Source organism: Duffyella gerundensis (genome assembly GCF_001517405.1).
Classification (GTDB): domain Bacteria; phylum Pseudomonadota; class Gammaproteobacteria; order Enterobacterales; family Enterobacteriaceae; genus Duffyella; species Duffyella gerundensis.
In genome coordinates this window covers 971,382-991,041 of the sequence record NZ_LN907827.1, presented here as the reverse complement: position 1 = coordinate 991,041, position 19,660 = coordinate 971,382, and the positions used below count along the sequence as shown (strand labels likewise).

Here is a 19,660-nt window from a genome sequence, read left to right as displayed (position 1 = left end):
CTTCACCTCTTACAGGTAAAAATTGCCTCGCCTTTATAAAGCCGATCACGGCAAAAATTATTTTTACTCATTGGGATTGTAACAAATGAACAAACGCGTACTGGCATTAACTATCACTGCGCTGCTGGCGTCTGCATCATCACAGGCCGCTGAGGTTTATAACAAAGATGGCAACCGTCTCGACTTCTACGGCAAAGTGAAAGCGATGCGTTACATGAGCGATGCCGACACCAACGCCAGCAACAACACAGACAAAACCTATGTGCGTATCGGCTTTAAAGGCCAGACCCAGATCAACGATATGATGACCGGCTACGGCCAGTGGGAATACCAGTACAACGCCAACAACTCTGAAGGCAGCGATGCCAACACGGGTAACAAAACCCGCCTTGGCTTTGCCGGGATTAAGTTCAGCGACTTTGGCTCCATCGATTACGGTCGCAACTATGGTCTGATTTATGACGTAGAAGCGATCACCGATATGATGCCGGAGTTCGGTGCCACCGCGTACACCTCAGCCGACGTCTATATGCTGACGCGCACCAACGGCGTGGCCACCTGGCGTAACACCAACTTCTTTGGCCTGATCGACGGCCTTGACGTCGCCTTGCAGTATCAGGGCAAAAACGAAAGCAGCGGCCGCAGCAATAACGCCTCCAACGGCGACGGCATGGCGGGCTCGATCTCCTATAAAATCATTGATGGCCTGAGCATCAAGGGCGCGGTCTCTTCCTCTAACCGCACCGTGGCGCAGAAAAACAGCGCATTTGGTCAGGGCGATACCGCGGAAGCCTGGGCAACCGGCCTGAAATATGACAAAGATGGCGTCTATCTGGCGGCTAACTATGCGGAAACCCGCAACATGAACCCGATCAGCGGCACCGCACAGGTTGGCGGCAATAACGTAGCGGTCAGCGGTTATGCCAACAAACTGCAGAACATCGAAATTGTTGCCCAGTATCAGTTCGATTTTGGTCTGCGTCCGTCGCTGGCTTACGTGCAGAGTAAAGTTAAGGATATCGAAGGCGGCGTGGGCGACGCGGATTACACCAAGTTTGCTGACGTCGGTGCAACGTACTACTTCAACAAAAACATGTCCGCCTTTGTGGATTACAAAATTAACCTGCTGGATGACGACAACACGCTGGCGCGCAACACCGACGATATCGTCGCGGTGGGCGTAACCTACCAGTTCTGATGCCGTAGCGGGAAGCTCACCGCCGCATGACAAAAACAAAAAAGGCTGGAATCTGTTCCAGCCTTTTTTCTGCCTGCTTTTTACCGCGATCAGGCGGTCAGTTTCACCGGCTCGTCAGCAAAATCTTTCGCCGGGCGCAGATCGAGTTCCATTTCGGTCAGCAGCGCTTTTAAACGATCGTGGAATTTACGCAGCGTCTCTTCCAGCTTCTCGTTGTTTTCTTTCCCTTTGATGGCAGATGGCTTCCAGTTGCCCTCTTTATCAAACAGGCCGAAATAGTACTCGTAGGTGAAGTGATCGGCGTGCGCCTCCAGCTCCATCCACCATCCCCAAAACTCGCGGCTTTCCGGTGCCGGTTTAACATTGACGCAAACCGCCAGGCAATCAAAGAAGAAGCGTTCGTTTTCGCATTTCTGTTCACGAATATAGGGCCCCAGCGCGGTAAAGCGCTTCATCAGCCGACTCTTCGGATGTCCACTCGGTAACGTCATGGTTTAACCTCCATAGATGAGGATTTTGTTATAGCAAAGTATTGAATAATAGCAAATCATCTTGCCAGACGTTTCTCAATCCAGTCGCAGATCTTCAGCAGTGCCTGATCGAAACTTTTCATTACCGGCGAGAAGGTCACCGACAGCAGTTGTCCCTCGGCGGAGGATCGCGCAATCAGTCGCGAATCTTCTTCCGGGCTGAACGGATCGTTTTGCCAGTAGCCGGAAAGCATCGGCACCGGCGTGCGCCGTCCCAGCAGCCCCTGCATTTTCAACGAGTAGCGACCCAACTCGGTGCGTAACGCGCTGCTGGTAGCGCTGGTCATGCCGAGACGGCTGGCGAGCATATCCATGTACATTTCCGGCACGCGATCCTGACGCTGACTTTCGGTAAGCAGGCTGTGCACGATGGGGCCGAGACAGGCAACGCCGCGCAGCCGCGCCGACTCCAGATAGCCGAGGCGCACCGCCACGTTGGCACCAAAGCGGAAGCCAAAGGCGACCACGCGCGTGTGGTCCACCCACGGCACCGTTTCCAGGCCGCGCAGCACGTGCTGATGCAGAAAACTGCTGTCCTGGGTCAGTTTATATTTTGAGGAGAAGCCCACCGAGGGCATATCGACGGTCAGCATGGCGATGCCACGCGGCGCGAGATAGTCATGGAAGAAGCGATAATGGTCACTTTGCAACGCATCCAGGCCACCGCACATCAATACCACCGGATAAGGCGCGTCGACGTTGGCGGGCATGTGCAAAAAACCGGTGATCGGACTGCCGTCGGGAATGGGAAACTCCAGCGCTTTTAGCTCGCCCGGCAGGCGCCGCGTCGCCTCTTCATAGGCGCGATTGGCCAGCGCTTCTGCCTGCTCAGCCAGTTCGTCGCCTTTGATGTGCGGATATGCGGCCAGGCTGTACAGATGTGCGGCACGTAGCCAAAACTGACCGGCGTCCTCATCCGCAGAATCCAGCGCCTGCTGCTGCCAGATGCCCGCCTGGCGTGACCATTCGTAAATCCAGTTGCCGTTGCGAAAGCCGATTACCGTATCAAGCCGGGTGGGATCGGTGCGTTCTGCCTGACTGACCGCAATGCGCGCCATCACTTCACTGATCTCCAGCAATGACAGCCCGCGCCATGCCCACATAATGCGGTTGATCATGCGATACCAGCCGACCGGGTTTTCACCGTCCAGCGTGGAGTGCACGGCAACGGTTTGTCCGGTGCGATGACGCACCAGCGCCGAGGTTTCAGGATGTTTAAATCGCGGCTTGAATAACTCTTCGCTCAGGTTCTTTGCACTCATTGTGGCCTTCTCCTGGGGATGGGACGATGCACAAGTTTACTGTAGCTCCCGCAATGGCGCGACCCGCAGAAACAACAACGCCCGGATAACCGGGCGTTGTATGTGACAGATCAATCACTTTTGCACAATTGGCGGAATATAAACCACGCCCATGTCCCACGGTTGCTCAATCCAGGTATTTTGCGGAATATCGACCACATAGTCGTCTACCAGCGGGCGACCGGCCGGTTTAGCGAAAATGGTGACGAAACGTGCTTTTGGATACATGTCGCGGATCGCCTGCGCGGTGCCGCCGGTATCCACCAGGTCATCAATCACGATAAAGCCTTCGCCATCGCCTTCGGCGCGCTTCAGGACTTTCATCTGACGCTGGTGATCGTGGTCATAGCTGGAGATGCAGACGGTATCGACGTGACGAATACCCAATTCGCGCGCCAGTAATGAAGCTGGCACCAGGCCGCCGCGGCTAACCGCAATAATACCGGTCCACTGCTCAACCGGCAGCAGACGCTGTGCCAGCTTGCGGGCATGAATCTGGAGCATGTCCCAGGTGACGACGTATTTTTCGCTCATATAAAGATATCCCGGCCAATGTTATTGGCTTAAAAAATGTGCAATGGGAAAAGGTTGCGCGAGATTATAAGGATGATAATCATTAAAAACCAGCCCGGACGGCTGATTTTAGCGCCTGTGGATAACGCACCCTGCAATAAAGGGTGATATTCTCAGGCCATCACGTCAGCAGTGCTGGCGGCGATCTTTCACTGGAACCAACGCGTGCGGGCAATAACTGCTCCCCACCGACACAGGAGATTTGTCGTGTCTGAACTCTCTCAACTCTCGCCACAGCCGCTGTGGGATATTTTCGCTAAAATCTGTTCGATTCCCCACCCTTCTTATCATGAAGAAGCGCTGGCAGAACACATCGTCAGCTGGGCAAAAGAGCAAGGTTTTTGGTGCGAGCGCGATGCCGTAGGCAACATCCTGATTCGCAAGCCTGCCACCGCCGGACTGGAAAACCGCAAGCCGGTCGCGCTGCAGGCGCACCTTGATATGGTGCCGCAGAAGAACAACGATACCGTTCACGATTTCACCACTGATCCGATTCAGCCTTATGTTGATGGCGAATGGGTGAAAGCGCGCGGCACCACGCTGGGCGCCGACAACGGCATCGGTATGGCCTCGGCGCTGGCGGTACTGGCTGACAAAACCGTCGAGCACGGCCCGCTGGAAGTGCTGCTGACCATGACCGAAGAGTCCGGTATGGATGGAGCTTTCGGTCTGCAGGCCAACTGGCTGCAGGCGGAAATCCTGGTCAATACCGATTCCGAAGAAGAGGGCGAAGTCTATATGGGCTGCGCGGGCGGCGTTGATTTTATCACCACGCTGCCGGTTGAGCGGGAAGCCGTGCCAGCCGATTACGAAACCCTGCGTCTGACGCTGAAAGGCCTGAAAGGCGGCCACTCCGGCTGCGATATTCACGTTGGCCTCGGCAATGCCAACAAGCTGCTGGCGCGTTTCCTCGCGGCGCACGCTCGCGATCTCGATCTGCGCCTGATTGAATTTACCGGCGGCACGCTGCGCAACGCCATTCCGCGTGAAGCTTTTGCCACGCTGGCAGTACCGGCTGCGAAAGTCGACGCGCTGAAATCAGCGGCGATGGCCTATCTCACCACGCTGCAGAACGAACTGAGCGACAAAGATAAAAACGTCAATCTGCAAACCGAACCGCTGGCGCATAACGGCCAGGCGCTAACGGCCAACAGCCGCGATCGTTTTATCGCGCTGCTGAACAGCACGCCGAACGGCGTGATCCGCAATTCTGACGTGGTAAAAGGCGTGGTCGAAACCTCGCTGAACGTCGGCGTGGTGTCGATCAACGATCAGCAGGCTGAAATCATCTGCCTGATCCGTTCGCTGATCGACAGCGGTAAAGAGTATGTGGTTGAAACGCTGACCTCGCTGGCCGAACTGGCCGGTGCGCACGGCGCAGCAAAAGGCGGCTATCCTGGCTGGCAGCCTGACGCCAGCTCGCCGGTGATGGCGCTGGTGCGGGAAACCTACCAGTCACTGTTTGGTAAAACGCCAAACATTCAGGTGATTCATGCCGGTCTGGAGTGCGGTCTGTTCAAGAAGCCATATCCGAATATGGATATGGTGTCGATTGGCCCGACCATCACCGGTCCGCATTCGCCGGATGAGCAGGTGCACATCGCCAGCGTTGGCCTGTACTGGCAGCTGCTGACCGCCCTGCTGAAGGCGATTCCTGCCAAATAATCACGGCAGCGTGTAACGGGCGAGCGGTCAGCTGACCGCTCGCCTTTTTTTATGCCCTGGGCGTCAAAACCACTGGCCAAAGCGGCGGATGTACAGCTGCTTCGCACCCTGCGCTACCACGCAGTAGCCCACCAAAATCGCCACTAGCCAGAGGAAGTAAGCGGGCGGCAATGCCACCATGCCTACCGCAGCGGCAAACGGCGAAAAGGGTATGCCGATGCCCACCGCCACAATCAGCAACGTCATGATCACCACCGGCCAGCTGGCGCAGTTCTGCAGAAAAGGGATCCGTCGCGTGCGCAGCATATGCACCACCAGCGTTTGCGACAGCAGCCCTTCAATAAACCAGCCTGACTGAAACAGCGACTGATGCGCGGGCGCGTTGGCGGCGAACACAAACCACATCACGCCCCAGGTGGCGATATCAAACAGCGACGAAGTCGGCCCCATAAAGAGCATAAAGCGGCCAATGTTTTTAGCATCCCACTGCCGCGGCTGAGCTAGAAATTCCGCATCCATGCCATCCCACGGCAGCGACATTTGTGAAATATCGTACAGCAGGTTCTGAATCAGCAGCTGAATCGCCAGCATCGGCAAAAAAGGTAAAAAGGCGCTGGCCACCAGCACGGAAAAAACATTGCCAAAGTTGGAGCTGGCGGTCATGTTCAGATACTTGATGATATTACCAAACGTCTGCCGTCCCAGCAGCACGCCCTCCTCCAGCACCAGCAGGCTTTTTTCCAGCAAAATGATATCCGCCGATTCCTTTGCAATGTCGGTGGCGGTGTCTACTGAAATGCCGATATCGGCGCAGCGCAATGCGGGCGCATCGTTGATGCCATCGCCGAGAAAGCCGACGGTATGGCGATTCTGCTGCAACGCCTGCACCACGCGCGTTTTCTGCCGTGGCGTCAGCTGACAAAACAGCGTACGACGCTCCACCGCCTGCGCCAGGCTGGCATCGTCCAGCGCATCGATGTCACTGCCGCGCAGCGCCTCATCAACCTGCAGTCCAACATCACGACAGATTTTGGCTGAGATAATGGCGTTGTCGCCGGTCAGCACCTTGACGCTGACGCCGTGCTGATGCAGCGCGCGGATCGCCGCGGCGGCGCTCTCTTTAGCGGGATCGAAAAAGGTCAGCAGACCAACAATCGTCAGATCGCGCTCGGCGTCGGCGGTCAACGCCAGACCATGAGCCTGACTCAGCGTACGTTCGCCGATCAACAGTACGCGAAAACCCTCAGCGTTCAGCTGGCTCACCTGCTGCTGCAAAGCGGCAATGCGCGCGTCATCCAGCGCCAGCGATCGTTCGCCGCACTGCACGCGGGTGGCCACCGCCAGCATCTCATCCACCGCGCCCTTGCAGATCAGGCGGTGCTGCTCTCCATCGGCCAGCAGCACCGAAAGCCGCCGCCGCTCAAAATCAAACGGCAACTCATCCACTTTGTGATAACGCTGGAGCCTCTCGCTGGCGTGCGGCGCATCCGCAAGGCGCAAAATGGCGCGGTCCATCATATTTTTAGCACCGCTCTGATAAAAGCTGTTGAGCAACGCCAGCTGCGCCACGCGCGCATCGGGCTGACCCACGCTGTTCAGACAGCGATCCAGTACGATGTTGTCCTGCGTCAGGGTGCCGGTTTTATCGGTACAGAGCACGTCCATCGCGCCGAAATTCTGTATAGCGTTCAGTCGGCGCACCACCACTTTACGCCGCGACAGCATGATGGCGCCTTTTGCCAGGTTGACGCTAACGATCATCGGCAGCATTTCCGGCGTCAGGCCCACCGCCACCGCCAGGGAAAACATCAGCGCATCGCTCCAGTCATGATGCACCGCGCCGTTGATCACAAACACCACCGGCACCATCACCAGCATAAAGCGGATTAACAGTTTGCTGACGCTGTTAACGCCGTGCTCAAAAGCCGTTTTCGGTTTGTTAGTCAGCACCGCACTTGCCAGACCGCCATACCAGGTCTGGTTGCCGGTAGCCACCACCAGCGCAGTCGCCGATCCGCTGACCACGTGCGTGCCCATCAGGCAGATGCCGGGCTGGCTTAACAACGCCTGTTCGTCCTGCGACTGTGCGACAGCCTGCGCCACGGCATACTTTTCCAGCGGCAGCGATTCACCGCTCAATGCCGCCTGACTGACCAACAGGTTGCGGCTGCTGATGAGCCGCACGTCGCCAGGAATGGTGTCGCCCGCGTGCAGCACAACGATGTCGCCGGGCACCACGCTGGCCAGCGGCACCTCGCTTTCTGCGGTGGTGCCATGCTGATCGCAGCGAATAACCGTGGCGTAGCTGTGCACCATGTTTTGCAGAATGGCCGCGGCTTTATTAGTGCGGTACTCCTGAAAGAAACTCAGCATGGCGCTGAGCAGCACCATGGTCAGCATGATGGTGACTTCCGTCAGGTCGGTCTCTTCACCGTGTCGCCACGGCAGCCAGAAGTCGGTAATAAAGCCCACCGCGGCAAGCGCCAGCAGCACAAAAATAAACGGATTGTTAAACGCCAGCGCGAACTGGATTGCCACCGGCGGCGCTTTTTTGCCAGCGATGTCGTTGCGGCCATAATGCGCAAGCCGTTGCTTTGCCTCGTCTGACGACAGGCCATGCGGGTGGCTATTTAGCTGCTGCATGACGTCATCCAGCGCGTGCTGCATTTGACGATCCACCGCATAGCGCGGCGCTGTTTTCTGAATTTTAGACATGATCTGGCCCCACCTTGGGAAAAGTGACAGATGCAGGAATGGCCTGCGGTTAAGGGATTAGGGTGGGGAGAAGCGAAGAGAGGCGTGCCGATCTGACGTGGTATGCGCTTTCGTCATCTTCACCCGCTGGGTCGGTCTTTCATAGTCATCTCCACGGTGAATGCGTTATGCCGCACGGGCGGCAATAAGCACAGCATGTTGGGGGGATGAAACCGCTCACAGAGGGGTGAAGCATCGCCCGCCACAGAAAAAGGCAGGCAAACCACAGAGGAAAGTTTACCTGCCGGTGAATAAGGCGAAATCGCCGGGGTTGTCGTCCAATCTACTCGCCTCATGCTGAAATTTGGCAAGACTATAGCCCCGTAGCCAGAGCCTGTAAACCGTCTTCCCCGAGTCCTGCCCTGGGAAGCAATTTACGAATTACTCCTTATAAATCAGTTTTATAGATAAAAATCCCTGCTAGTTTCTGCCGCTGCGTTCGTCAACGCTTTATCAACAACGTGTAAAAAATGACTGGCTGGCGGTAAATGCCGCCGCAATCGACAAAATAGCAATGTGGACCCTTTTACACCCAGATGTCTGGATGGCTAATAATATTTTGTGTTAGCTTATAGCCTTTCGGTCGTTGCCACGCCTGCCCGGGCAGGAAAAAATGCGACACGTCACTGGCTTACAGGTGCTAATGGACTGATGAGTGAAATAAACCGTCTTGATATGCGCAATATCTCAATCAGCTTTGGCGGCTTTGCCGCGCTGCGTCAGGTTGATTTCACCCTTGAAGGCCATTCAATCCATGCGCTGACCGGTGCCAACGGTGCTGGAAAATCGACGCTGATGGCTGTGCTGTCCGGCGCGCATGCCGATTACAGCGGCGAAATCCTGCTGGATAACCAGCCGATCGCTATTCGTTCCCCGCGCGATGCCAAACAGGCCGGTATTCATATCGTGCAGCAGGAAGTTGATGTGGCACTGGTGCCGCAGCTCAGCGTGGCGGAAAACATTCTGCTCGATCAGATCGCCGCCTCGGGCGGACGCTTTAGCTGGCGCGCGTTGCGTCAACAGGCCCGCCAGCTGCTGGCCCAGCTTGATGTGCAGCTTGACGTCAGGCGCAATGTTGAACGCTGCACGCTGGCCGAGAAACAGCATATTTTGCTGGCGCGCGCCCTTTCCCACCATTGCCGTTTCCTGATCCTTGATGAGCCCACTGCCCCGCTCGATCGTCATGAAAGCGAGCGGCTGTTTAACGTGGTGCGTCGTCTGCAACGCAACGGCATCGGCGTGGTGTTTATCTCGCACCGCATTCATGAGCTAAAGGCGATTTGCGATCGGCTGACCGTGCTACGTGACGGCCAGCTGATCGAAACCCTGCCGATGCAGGCGCTGAGCGGCGAGCAGATTGTTGAAAAGATGCTCGGCCATCAGCTTGATGATATCTATCCGCCTGCACGCCCGGCGCCGTCAACCGAGACCCTGCTGGCGGTGGAGGGGCTGCATGATCAGCATCTGCTGCAGGACATTTCGCTGCGGCTGCACAAAGGCGAAATTCTCGGCATCGCCGGGCTGGCCGGTGCCGGTAAAAGTGAACTCTGTAAGGCGCTGTTTGGCGCATCGATCAGCCATGTGCGTAGCGGAGAGCTGCATGGCAAGCCCTGGCGTCCGCGCTCACCGCACCATTCTGTCCGCCAGCGCATGGCGCTGGTGCCGGAAGAGCGCCGCAAAGAGGGCATTTTCATCGATGAATCGGTGAGCATGAACCTCAGCGTCAGCGCCGATAAAAGCTTTTCACGTGCCGGGCTGTTCGATCGTCGTCAGGCGTGGCGCTGGGCAGAAAGCCTTATCCAAAAACTTAACGTGCGCACCACCGGTCCGCAGCAGATCCTGCGACGCCTGTCGGGCGGCAATCAACAAAAGGTGGCAATTGGCAAATGGCTGCGCAACGACGCCGACGTGCTGATTTTTGACGAGCCGACCAAAGGCGTGGATATCAAAGCAAAGACCGACCTTTTTACGCTTATCGACGGCCTGGCGCGCCAGGGCAAAGGCGTGATCTACGCCTCGGGCGAGTTTTCAGAACTGGTTGGCCTGTGTGACCGCATCTGCGTGTTGTGGGATGGGCGCATCGTGGCTGAAATGGCCGCCTGCGACGTCGATGAAGAAACCCTTTTACTCTATTCCACCGGAGGAACCCCTGCGTGAGCAGCAACGATCAACGTCTCCCAACGCAGCCTGCGCTGCGTCATCATGTGTTCGAGTTCCTCTATAAATGGGGCATGTTGCTGACGGTGGTGCTTCTGATTGCCGGCTTTGGCCTGGCATCCGACAGCTTTCTTGAACCCAATAACATCATCAACATTCTGCGCTCCATCGCCATTGTGACGGTGATTGCTATCGGCGTATCGATATCGCTGACCGTGGGCGGCTTCGATCTGTCGGTGGGTTCAACCGCTTCGCTGGCTAACGCACTGGTGATCTCACTGTTCGTCTGGTACGGCTTCGGCACCACTGCGGCGATTGTGATTACCCTGCTGCTCTGCACGCTGGTTGGCTTGTTCAACGCCTTTCTGATTGTGGTATTGAAAATCCCCGACATGCTGGCGACGCTGGCGACGCTGTTTGTGATTCAGGGCGTGGCGATGACCTACAGTTTTGGCGGCTCGATCACCGAAAACATGGTGCTGCCGAGCGGCGATATGGCGGAAGGCACCATTCCCGCGGCCTTTGGCCTGCTCGGTCAGGTGCCGGTTATCGTGATTATCATGCTGGCGGTGACGCTGGTAGCTCAGCTGGCGCTCTCGCTGACCCGCCATGGCCGCCGCATGTATGCGCTGGGTGGCAACGCGGAAGCGGCACGGCTCTCCGGCATTCGCACTACCCGTTATCGCGTGCTTGCCTATGTGATCGCCTCGCTGCTGGCCGGGTTGGGCGGCATTTTGCTCGCCTCGCGCATCGGTTCGTCGCAGGTCAATGCGGGCAGCGGTTACCTGATGGATGCGGTCGCCGCGGCGTGGATCGGATTTTCGCTTGCCGGTTCCGGCAAACCCAACGCGCTCGGCACGCTGGTTGGCGCGGTGATTCTCGGCGTCTTACAAAATGGTCTGGTGATGCTTTCCGTTCCCTATTACGCCATGGACATTATTAAAGGGCTGGTGCTGGCGATAGCGCTGGCGATTACTTACATTCAGCGCCGCTAAGGCGTTCACAGACAGGGTAAAAAAATAATGAAAACCTTCCGCTGTTCACTGCTGGCGATGAGCCTGCTCGCCGCCGTTCCCGCCTTTGCCGATAGCACCGCTGCGGTGCCGGCAGCCATTGCCAACCATGACGGTCCGGTGCGCATTGCGGTGATCCGCAACCTCGGTTCAGACGATAACACCACGCAGTTTGTTGCCGGTGCTATCCAGCAGGGACGCAAGCTCGGCTTCAAGGTCAGCACTTTTTTAAGCAACGGTGATGATGCCCGCTTCCAGGACTTCGTGAACCAGGCGATCAGTCAGAAATATGATGGCATTGTGCTTTCCCACGGCAAGGCACCTTACGCCAGCGCGCTGGTAAAACGTATCGCCGATGCGGGCATCAAGGTGTCGGTGTTTGATACGCCGGTAGAGGGTACCCTGCCTGGCGTTACCGTCACCGCGCAGGATGACGCCTCACTCGCCTCGCTGTCGCTTAATCAGCTGGTTAAGGATTTCAACGGCAAAGCCAATATCGTCAAGCTGTGGGTCGCCGGTTTCCCACCGATGGAACGCCGCCAGGTGATCTATGAAAAGGTGTTAAAAGAGAATCCAGGCATTAAACAGCTGGAGTCGATTGGTGCGGTCTCCTCCGATGTACAGGGCGATACCGCCAACAAGATCGGTGCCATTCTGGCGAAGTATCCTAAAGGCCAGCTCGACGCGATTTGGGGCGCCTGGGATGCGTTCAGTCAGGGCGCTTACAAGGCGTTGCAGGAGAATGGCCGCACCGAGGTAAAGCTCTACAGTATCGACGTTTCTAACCAGGATTTGCAGCTGATGCGGCAGAAAGCGAGCCCGTGGAAGCAAACGGTCGCCGTGGACAGTAAGCTGATTGGGGCGATCAACATGCGGCTGGTCGCCAAAAAAATCGCCGGTGAAGCCACGCCCGCCACTTATCAGTTCAAGGCTAACGCCATTTCACAGGATCAGCTTAACGGCCAGCAGGGTGCGGTTAACGTCGCCACGCTGAATAAGATTATCCCCGGCTGGGGCGAGAGCACGGATTTTGTCTCGCCGTGGTTTGCGACGCTGGCGGCTCAAAATAAGTAGTGGCATTGCTGGCTGGCAATGGGGGCAGCTTCCTGTGGCCGGAAAGGCCGGTTTTTTGCCTGGCAGGCGGCGTTAAGGTCAATGTCTTAAGGTCAACGTCTTAAGGTCAACGTCTTAAGGTCAACGTCTTAAGGTCAACGGCCATTTCGTTCTGCCCTTCGGGCCGCCCGAGCAGGGGCGGCAGTCGCCCCGCCCCTGCACCCCGGCTATCCGGCAAACACAACCGCCCGCCGCAGGCGGGTACCCTCGTCAGTTCACATTTCTTCACGGACCGCTCGCGATTCGCTCCCCGCTCAGCGCTCCCTTGTCCCGCCATCCATGGCGGGACATCCTGAAATGTTCACCTCCTCAGCGGTGGTGATGCCTCCTCAACGTCAAAACCCAGGTCAAAACCAAAACACCAAAACACCAAAACACCAAAACACCAAAACACCAAAACACCAAAACATAAGACACTTCAAAAGCACTTCAAAAGCACTTCAAAAGCACTTCAAAAGCACTTCAAAAGCACTTCAAAAGCACTTCAAAAGCACTTCAGACTTGGGATACAAACCGTGAGTTATTGCACTGTTATATCTATATTGCCGTCTCGAGTGCTTCCAAATCAGGACTGGGACTGGAGTTGGATAGATATTCATTTTGGGGTTTGAGGTTTGAGGTTTGAGGTTTGAGGTTTGAGGTTTGGGATTTATTTAAGACTTTGCTTTTAATCTATTGGGTTTTGACCTGGGTTTTGACCTTGAGGAGGCATCACAAACGCCGAGGCAAAAGCGTTTTCCAGGGCGAGCCGCAGGGATGCGGCGAGAGGGCGCGCTGAGCAGGAGCGAATCGCGTCCGGTCCGTCAGGAAAAGGGTTTTGCTGAGGGTACCCGCTTTAGCGGGCGGTTGTGTTTGCCGGATAGCGCGGGTGCAGGGCCGGGGCGACTGCCGGCCCTGCTCGGGCTGCCTTCAGGCAGAACGAAATCGCCGTTGACCTGGCCTTTAAGCAGCCAGCCTGCAAGGCAGAACGAAATCGCCGTTGACCTGGCCTTTAAACAGCCAGCCTTCAGGCAAAACGAAATAGCCATTGACCTGGCCTTTAAACAGCCAGCCTGCAAGGCAGAACAAAATGGCCGTTGACCTTAAAGACGTTGACCTTAAAGCCTGCCGCCAGGCAAAATCCTCTGGCCTTTCCGGCCACAGGAAGCCGCCACGTTCCCGGCCTGGAATCAAATCTCTAATAACAGTTGTCGCTCCAGCTGCGGATCCATCAGCGTCACGTGCAGCCCCACCAGCCGGACGCCGCGACCAGCGCGGCGTTCATTCCAGGCTTCCTGCGCCACGGCGATCAAATCCTCTTTGTTTAACACCGGCCAGACGTGCTCCTGCGTGGTCTGCTGGAAATCGTTGAACTTCAGCTTCACGCCCTGCCGGGCGATATGGCCATCGGGACGGATTTGCGTCAGACGACGTTCCAGCTCCTGATAAAGAAAATCGATGATCTCCAGGCACGCTTCCCAGCTGTGAATATCTTCCGACAGCGTGCGCTCAACGCCCACCGATTTGCGCTCTCGCTCAACGATAACGCCGCGTTCATCGATACCGTGGCTGCGCTCCCACAACACGCGGCCAAATTTACCAAAACGCTTGAGCAGCAGCGCCACATCCGCCTTTTGCACGTCGCCACAGGTGATTAGCCCCAGTTCCTGCAACTTTTTGGCGGTGACCTTGCCCACGCCCGGAATCTTTTCCAGCGGCAGCGTCAGCAAAAACGGGTGCATTTGATCCGGCGTGATCACGAACTGGCCGTCAGGCTTGTTGAGATCGGAGGCGATCTTGGCGAGAAACTTGATCGGAGCGATGCCTGCCGAGGCGGTGAGATTCAACTCGCGTTCGATCGTCTGGCGGATCTCACGCGCGATCAGCGTGGCGGAGCCGTGGCAGTGCGGGCTGTCGGTCACATCGAGATAGGCTTCATCCAGCGACAGCGGTTCAATAAAGGTGGTGTAGCGGGAAAAAATTTCGCGGATAGCGGCCGACGCTTCTTTATAGGCGTCAAAGCGGCCAGGCAGCAGGCGCAGATGCGGACAGAGTTTCAACGCCGTCATGGTCGGCATTGCGCTGCGCACACCATATTTTCGTGCCGGATAGTTGGCGGTGCTGATCACGCCGCGCTGTACCCGACTACCACCAATGGCAATAGGAATATCACGCAGGCTGGGATCGTCACGCATCTCCACCGCAGCATAAAAGCAGTCCATATCGACATGAATGATTTTGCGCATAGCCCCTCCGCGAATACTGGACAAGTATACAGTCAGGAATTTTCATCGCAACTGGCACAAGGGCCGCTGTGTTACCGGTGAGACCCGGCCTCACCTTTAAAACATTTTTAATTGATTAATACCCAGGTCGCCATCTTGCTAAAAAAACAAACGATGATAATGTGGCGCAGCGATAGCGGATATTTCCGAGAATGCAAGTGACAGACGCCTTTCGGCGTTGCAGTTCAACCCTCTTTTTCAAAGGCAATACGATGGGCAAAATCGCATTACTGTTTGCGATGATTCTTTTGCCAGCGCTCAGCTGGGCAATGACACCTGAACCGGTTCAACCTCTGGCCCCGGTCAGCAAAGAATTAAAGAAACAACTTTTGGGCACCCCGGTTTATATCCAGATTTTTAAAGAAGAACGCACGCTGGAACTGTATGGCAAGATCGGCAATGAGTTTCGCCTGCTCGACAGCTATCGCATCTGTAACTTTTCCGGCGGATTAGGGCCGAAACGTCGCCAGGGCGATTTTAAAAGCCCGGAAGGATTTTACAGCGTTAAGCTCAACCAGCTGAAACCAGACAGCCGCTTTTACCGCGCAATCAATATTGGTTTTCCTAACCAGTACGATCGTGAGCAGGGTTACAACGGCAGCTATCTGATGATTCATGGTAACTGTGTGTCAGTGGGCTGTTACGCCATGACCGATGCCAAAATGGATGAGATTTTCAGCTTTGTGGATGCTGCCCTGCGCAACGGTCAGCCGGAAGTTGCCGTAAGCATCTATCCGTTTCGCATGACCGACAGCAACCTGCAGCGTCATCGCAATTCGGTATACGCCGCGTTCTGGAAGCAGCTACAGCCGGGTTACGCCTGGTTTGTGAAGTACCGCCAGCCGCCGCATGTCGCCGTCAATGCCGGACAATATGTGATGAACAACAGCAACAGCAGCGGCACTTTCCTGCCGGACAGCGAGGCGGCTTCCCGCTCATTCCTCGCGCTCACCCAGACAAAATAGCTGCCATTCACCTGGCGCGATGCGGTGCCAGGTTTCATTGCCGGTTAACGGCTGGGTTGCAATCACTGTGACCACGTCATTGGGCGTGGTCTGCTTCTGAAAGTCGATTTCCACATCCTGATCCAGCAGCTTCGCCTTACCAAACGGCGCCCGTCGCGTAATCCAGTAAAGATTGGTCGAACAGAACGCCATTAAATAACGGCCATCCGACAGCAGCATATTAAACACGCCCTTCTGCCGCAGTTCGCCTGCCAGCTCAGCGACATAGCGAAATACCGCCCGCCAGTTTCCCGGCGTGCGCGGATAGCGCGTTGCCAGCTGATGCAGAATCCAGCAAAACGCCTTTTCACTGTCGGTTTCACCCACTGGACGAAAGTTACCGGTTTCCAGCCCGCGATAGCCCTTTAACTGACCGTTATGCGCATAGGTCCAGTGTTTGCCCCACAGTTCACGAGTAAACGGATGGGTGTTTTCCAGCGAGACTTCGCCGCGATTAGCCTGGCGAATGTGGGCCACCACCGAACAGGATTTGATCGGATAATCCTGCACCAGCCGCGCAATCGGCGAGTTATAGCTGGGCTGCGGATCCTTGAAGGTCCGGCAGCCTTTGCCTTCGTAAAATGTGATTCCCCAGCCATCCTTATGCGGGCCGGTGCCGCCACCGCGCTGCACCAGACCGGTAAAACTGAAACAGATATCCGTGGGGACATTGGCGCTCATCCCGAGCAGTTCACACATAAGGGCCTCACATCGTGGTGATCAGCAACAGCAGCGAATTATTTCGCCATCTCTTTTTCGATCAGCAGCATCAGGATATGAATCACTTTGATGTGAATCTCCTGAATACGATCGGCATAGCCAAAATGCGGTACGCGGATTTCGATATCCGCCGTGCCAGCCATTTTGCCGCCATCTTTGCCGGTCAGGGTGATCACCTTCATGCCCTGCGCGCGGGCAGCGTCGATCGCTCTGATAATGTTGGCAGAATTGCCCGAGGTCGATAACCCCAGTAGCACATCGCCAGGCCGCCCTACCGCTTCAACATAACGCGAAAAAACATACTCATAGCCAAAATCATTGCTGACGCAGGAGAGATGGCTCACGTCAGAAATGGCGATGGCCGGATAGCCCGGGCGATCTTCGCGATAGCGACCGGTCAGCTCCTCGGCAAAATGCATGGCGTCACAATGCGAACCGCCGTTACCGCAGGAGAGCACTTTCCCACCCGCTTTGAAGGCGTCAGCCAGCAGCACCGCCGCCCGTTGAATGACATGAATATTGGCATCGTCGCTCAGAAATTTAGTCAGCGTTTCTGCTGCTTCGTTGAGTTCTGAACGAATAATATCCTGGTACATGTTGGGGTCCTTGGAATAAGAGAGGTCACACCGAGTTTACCGGAATGGCGAGGGAGCGGAAAGCGCCCGCCGTGGCACGGGTCACATTATAGCGGTGCGAAAATAACGTGGCGTACCGCCAGCCGTTTTTGTTGTTTCATTTGCCTGACAACCGCAAAAAATAGCGTCGCCATGCTGCCGCGAAAAAGATTCTGTGAGGCAAGTTGTAATTATTATGTAAACCGATTGATCGCCATGCCGCTCTGCACTACACCAGGATAATAACAACAGGTCAGACCTCTTACATCTTCCCCACAACCGGAGCGGTTCACTATGATGGTTCTCAGTATCATCGCAACGCTGATGCTCATCGGCGCGCTTTTTTATCATCGCGTATCACTGGCGGTGAGCAGCATGCTGCTAATTATCTGGTTCGGCGCCCTCGCGCTAGCCTCCTTCTGGTCGGCATGGCCGCTGGTGATTCTGGCGCTGGTGCTGATTCCGCTGAACATTCTGTCGATACGGCGCGCACTGTTTTCGAAACCGATGCTGCGCACGTTTCAAAAAGTGATGCCGCCGATGTCACGCACGGAAAAAGAGGCGATTGACGCGGGCACCACCTGGTGGGAAGGCGAGCTGTTTCGCGGCAAGCCCGACTGGCAAACCCTGCACGCCTATCCGCAGCCGCGCCTGACCGAAGCGGAACAGGCGTTTCTCGATGGGCCGGTAGAAGAAGCGTGTCGCATGGCCAACGATTTCCAGATTACCCATGAGATGGCTGACCTGCCGCCTGAACTGTGGGCCTATCTGAAGAAGCACCGTTTTTTCGCCATGATTATCAAAAAAGAGTATGGCGGCCTGGCGTTTTCCGCCTATGCACAATCCTGCGTGCTGCAAAAACTCTCCGGCGTCTCCGGCATTCTGGCGATCACCGTGGGCGTGCCTAATTCACTGGGTCCGGGCGAACTGTTGCAGCATTACGGCACGCAAAAACAGAAAGATCACTATCTGCCACGCCTGGCGCGCGGCGATGAAATCCCCTGCTTTGCCCTGACCAGCCCGGAAGCGGGTTCGGATGCCGGTGCCATCCCCGATGTCGGCGTGGTCTGTATGGGTGAATGGCAGGGTGAGCAGGTGCTGGGCATGCGGCTGACCTGGAACAAGCGTTACATTACGCTGGCGCCGATCGCCACCGTACTTGGCCTGGCCTTTAAACTCTCCGATCCGCAGCATCTACTCAGCGATAAAGAAGAGTTGGGCATTACCTGTGCGCTGATCCCGGTTAAGACGCCCGGCGTCGAAATTGGTAAGCGCCATTTCCCGCTGAACGTGCCGTTCCAGAACGGTCCAACCCGTGGCGAAAACATTTTCGTGCCGCTGGATTTCATTATTGGCGGCCCGGAAATGGCCGGCCAGGGCTGGCGTATGCTGGTTGAATGCCTGTCGGTTGGACGCGGCATTACGCTGCCGTCTAACTCCACCGGCAGCCTGAAAACCATCGCGCTGGCGATCGGTGCCTACGCCCATATTCGTCGCCAGTTCCGCGTATCGATCGGTAAAATGGAAGGGATTGAAGAGCCGCTGGCGCGCATTGCGGGTAATACGTACGTAATGGATGCGGCGTCGACGCTGATCACCAGCGGCATCATGCTCGGTGAAAAGCCTGCGGTGCTCTCCGCTATCGTAAAATATCACTGCACCCATCGCGGTCAGCGCGCCATTATCGATGCGATGGACATTGCCGGTGGCAAAGGCATCATGCTGGGTTCGAGCAATTTCCTTGCCCGCGCCTATCAGGGTGCGCCGATCGCTATCACCGTGGAAGGCGCTAATATCCTGACGCGCAGCATGATTATCTTTGGTCAGGGCGCAATACGCTGCCATCCTTATATTCTGTCGGAGATGGCCGCCGCGGCGACCGGTGATGTGAATGCGTTTGATAAAGCGCTGTTCAGCCACGTTGGCCACGTTGGCAGCAATGCCATGCGCAGTTTCTGGCTGGGGCTGACCGCCGGGCGCACCAGTACCTCACCGACGCGCGATGCCACACGCCGCTATTATCAGCATCTCAACCGCATCAGCGCCAACCTCGCGCTGCTCTCTGACGTGGCGATGTCGGTGCTGGGCGGCAGCCTGAAACGCCGTGAACGCATTTCAGCACGCCTTGGCGATCTGCTCAGTCAGCTCTATCTGGCGTCGGCAACCCTGAAGCGTTATGAGGATGAAGGTCGGCAGGAAGCGGATTTACCGCTGGTGCTGTGGGGCGTGCAGGATGCGCTGAATCAGGCAGAAGATGCGATTGACGATTTGCTGCGCAACTTCCCTAATCGCCTGGTGGCTGGTGCGTTGCGCCTGACCATTTTCCCGGCGGGCCGCCACTGCCGCGCGCCGTCCGATCGACTGGAACACAAGCTGGCAAAAATTCTGCAGATTCCTTCAGCTACCCGTACGCGACTGGGCCGCGGGCAATATCTGGCACCGAGCGAGCACAACCCCGCTGGCCAGCTGGAACAGGCGCTGCACGATGTGATGGCGGCGGAGCCGATTCACGATCGCCTGTGCAAACAGCTGAAGAAAAACCTGCCGTTTACCCGGCTTGATGAACTGGCAAAACGCGCCCTGAAAGAGGGTTGGATTACTGACCAGGAAGCGGCCATTTTTCAGCGCGCCGAGGTCAGCCGTCTGCGCTCGATCAACGTTGAGGAATTTGAACCCGATGCGCTGGCGACCCAGCCGGTGAAAGAGACGCTGCCAGCCAGAGAGAATGCTGCCGCCTGAAGCAGCGAGTAAGCA

Annotated in this window: 15 protein-coding genes; 8 read left to right on the top strand and 7 right to left on the bottom strand. The window is 56.5% G+C overall.

The window, feature by feature from the left end; all coding sequences use genetic code 11:
- Positions 1–85: 85 nt before the first annotated feature.
- Complete coding sequence (locus tag EM595_RS04430) at positions 86–1,198, top strand: porin (RefSeq protein ID WP_067428243.1); 1,113 nt, start codon at positions 86–88, stop codon at positions 1,196–1,198.
- Between the two features lie 89 nt (positions 1,199–1,287).
- Here EM595_RS04430 and crl read toward each other — a convergent pair whose 3' ends face one another.
- The 3 genes from crl to gpt all read right to left on the bottom strand — a co-directional run bounded on the left by crl (position 1,288) and on the right by gpt (position 3,563).
- Positions 1,288–1,689: a sigma factor-binding protein Crl gene (crl, locus tag EM595_RS04425; RefSeq protein ID WP_067428240.1), complete on the bottom strand. Its 402-nt coding sequence runs from the start codon at positions 1,687–1,689 to the stop codon at positions 1,288–1,290.
- A 56-nt stretch (positions 1,690–1,745) separates the two neighbouring features.
- A complete protein-coding gene (frsA, locus tag EM595_RS04420) occupies positions 1,746–2,990 on the bottom strand; it encodes an esterase FrsA (RefSeq protein ID WP_067428239.1) in 1,245 nt (414 codons plus the stop codon).
- A gap of 114 nt (positions 2,991–3,104) precedes the next feature.
- Entirely contained in the window at positions 3,105–3,563 is a 459-nt protein-coding gene (gpt, locus tag EM595_RS04415) for a xanthine phosphoribosyltransferase (protein ID WP_067428237.1), read from the bottom strand.
- 246 nt (positions 3,564–3,809) lie between these two features.
- Between gpt and pepD the strand changes: the two genes are divergently transcribed.
- Positions 3,810–5,267, top strand: a complete 1,458-nt coding sequence (pepD, locus tag EM595_RS04410) for a beta-Ala-His dipeptidase (protein ID WP_067428235.1) — start codon at positions 3,810–3,812, stop codon at positions 5,265–5,267.
- Between the two features lie 63 nt (positions 5,268–5,330).
- On the opposite strand, the gene mgtA is transcribed toward pepD, so the two are convergent.
- Positions 5,331–7,982, bottom strand: coding sequence for a magnesium-translocating P-type ATPase (mgtA, locus tag EM595_RS04405; RefSeq protein ID WP_067428233.1), 2,652 nt, complete (start codon positions 7,980–7,982; stop codon positions 5,331–5,333).
- 690 nt (positions 7,983–8,672) lie between these two features.
- On the opposite strand from mgtA, the gene EM595_RS04400 reads away from it, so the two are divergent.
- The 4 genes from EM595_RS04400 (at position 8,673) to EM595_RS21035 (ending at position 12,823) form a co-directional block, all read left to right on the top strand.
- Complete coding sequence (locus EM595_RS04400; protein WP_067428231.1) at positions 8,673–10,178, top strand: sugar ABC transporter ATP-binding protein; 1,506 nt, start codon at positions 8,673–8,675, stop codon at positions 10,176–10,178.
- The gene (locus EM595_RS04395) at positions 10,175–11,173 is read left to right on the top strand and encodes an ABC transporter permease (RefSeq protein WP_067428229.1); all 999 of its coding nucleotides are present in this window, start codon (positions 10,175–10,177) and stop codon (positions 11,171–11,173) included. The genes EM595_RS04400 and EM595_RS04395 overlap by 4 nt, the downstream gene beginning before the upstream one ends.
- Before the next feature lie 27 nt (positions 11,174–11,200).
- Positions 11,201–12,265, top strand: a complete 1,065-nt coding sequence (locus EM595_RS04390; RefSeq protein WP_067428228.1) for a sugar ABC transporter substrate-binding protein — start codon at positions 11,201–11,203, stop codon at positions 12,263–12,265.
- A gap of 336 nt (positions 12,266–12,601) precedes the next feature.
- A complete protein-coding gene (locus tag EM595_RS21035; RefSeq protein ID WP_157883846.1) occupies positions 12,602–12,823 on the top strand; it encodes a hypothetical protein in 222 nt (73 codons plus the stop codon).
- A 650-nt stretch (positions 12,824–13,473) separates the two neighbouring features.
- Here the strand turns inward: EM595_RS21035 and dinB are convergent.
- Positions 13,474–14,529, bottom strand: a complete 1,056-nt coding sequence (dinB, locus tag EM595_RS04385; protein ID WP_067428226.1) for a DNA polymerase IV — start codon at positions 14,527–14,529, stop codon at positions 13,474–13,476.
- A gap of 251 nt (positions 14,530–14,780) precedes the next feature.
- Between dinB and dpaA the strand changes: the two genes are divergently transcribed.
- Positions 14,781–15,533 carry a peptidoglycan meso-diaminopimelic acid protein amidase gene (dpaA, locus tag EM595_RS04380; RefSeq protein WP_067428224.1) on the top strand — a complete coding sequence of 251 codons (753 nt, stop codon included), beginning with the start codon at positions 14,781–14,783 and terminating at the stop codon, positions 15,531–15,533.
- Here dpaA and EM595_RS04375 read toward each other — a convergent pair.
- Together EM595_RS04375 and lpcA are read right to left on the bottom strand one after the other, a co-directional pair.
- A complete protein-coding gene (locus EM595_RS04375; RefSeq protein ID WP_067428222.1) occupies positions 15,504–16,271 on the bottom strand; it encodes a class II glutamine amidotransferase in 768 nt (255 codons plus the stop codon). The genes dpaA and EM595_RS04375 overlap by 30 nt on opposite strands.
- Before the next feature lie 38 nt (positions 16,272–16,309).
- Positions 16,310–16,888 (bottom strand): D-sedoheptulose 7-phosphate isomerase, encoded by a 579-nt coding sequence (lpcA, locus tag EM595_RS04370; RefSeq protein ID WP_067428220.1) that lies wholly within the window; start codon positions 16,886–16,888, stop codon positions 16,310–16,312.
- A gap of 312 nt (positions 16,889–17,200) precedes the next feature.
- Between lpcA and fadE the strand changes: the two genes are divergently transcribed.
- A complete protein-coding gene (fadE, locus tag EM595_RS04365) occupies positions 17,201–19,645 on the top strand; it encodes an acyl-CoA dehydrogenase FadE (RefSeq protein ID WP_067428217.1) in 2,445 nt (814 codons plus the stop codon).
- Positions 19,646–19,660 lie beyond the last annotated feature (15 nt).

Bases quoted from the DNA above. Each gene is read 5' to 3' on its own strand.
- EM595_RS04430 (WP_067428243.1), top strand. From the start codon at position 86: ATGAACAAACGCGTACTGGCATTAACTATCACTGCGCTGCTGGCGTCT.
- frsA (WP_067428239.1), bottom strand. From the start codon at position 2,990: ATGAGTGCAAAGAACCTGAGCGAAGAGTTATTCAAGCCGCGATTTAAA.
- EM595_RS04375 (WP_067428222.1), bottom strand. From the start codon at position 16,271: ATGTGTGAACTGCTCGGGATGAGCGCCAATGTCCCCACGGATATCTGT.
- EM595_RS04400 (WP_067428231.1), top strand. From the start codon at position 8,673: ATGAGTGAAATAAACCGTCTTGATATGCGCAATATCTCAATCAGCTTT.
- EM595_RS21035 (WP_157883846.1), top strand. From the start codon at position 12,602: ATGTTCACCTCCTCAGCGGTGGTGATGCCTCCTCAACGTCAAAACCCA.
- gpt (WP_067428237.1), bottom strand. From the start codon at position 3,563: ATGAGCGAAAAATACGTCGTCACCTGGGACATGCTCCAGATTCATGCC.
- dinB (WP_067428226.1), bottom strand. From the start codon at position 14,529: ATGCGCAAAATCATTCATGTCGATATGGACTGCTTTTATGCTGCGGTG.
- lpcA (WP_067428220.1), bottom strand. From the start codon at position 16,888: ATGTACCAGGATATTATTCGTTCAGAACTCAACGAAGCAGCAGAAACG.
- crl (WP_067428240.1), bottom strand. From the start codon at position 1,689: ATGACGTTACCGAGTGGACATCCGAAGAGTCGGCTGATGAAGCGCTTT.
- EM595_RS04390 (WP_067428228.1), top strand. From the start codon at position 11,201: ATGAAAACCTTCCGCTGTTCACTGCTGGCGATGAGCCTGCTCGCCGCC.
- mgtA (WP_067428233.1), bottom strand. From the start codon at position 7,982: ATGTCTAAAATTCAGAAAACAGCGCCGCGCTATGCGGTGGATCGTCAA.
- dpaA (WP_067428224.1), top strand. From the start codon at position 14,781: ATGGGCAAAATCGCATTACTGTTTGCGATGATTCTTTTGCCAGCGCTC.
- fadE (WP_067428217.1), top strand. From the start codon at position 17,201: ATGATGGTTCTCAGTATCATCGCAACGCTGATGCTCATCGGCGCGCTT.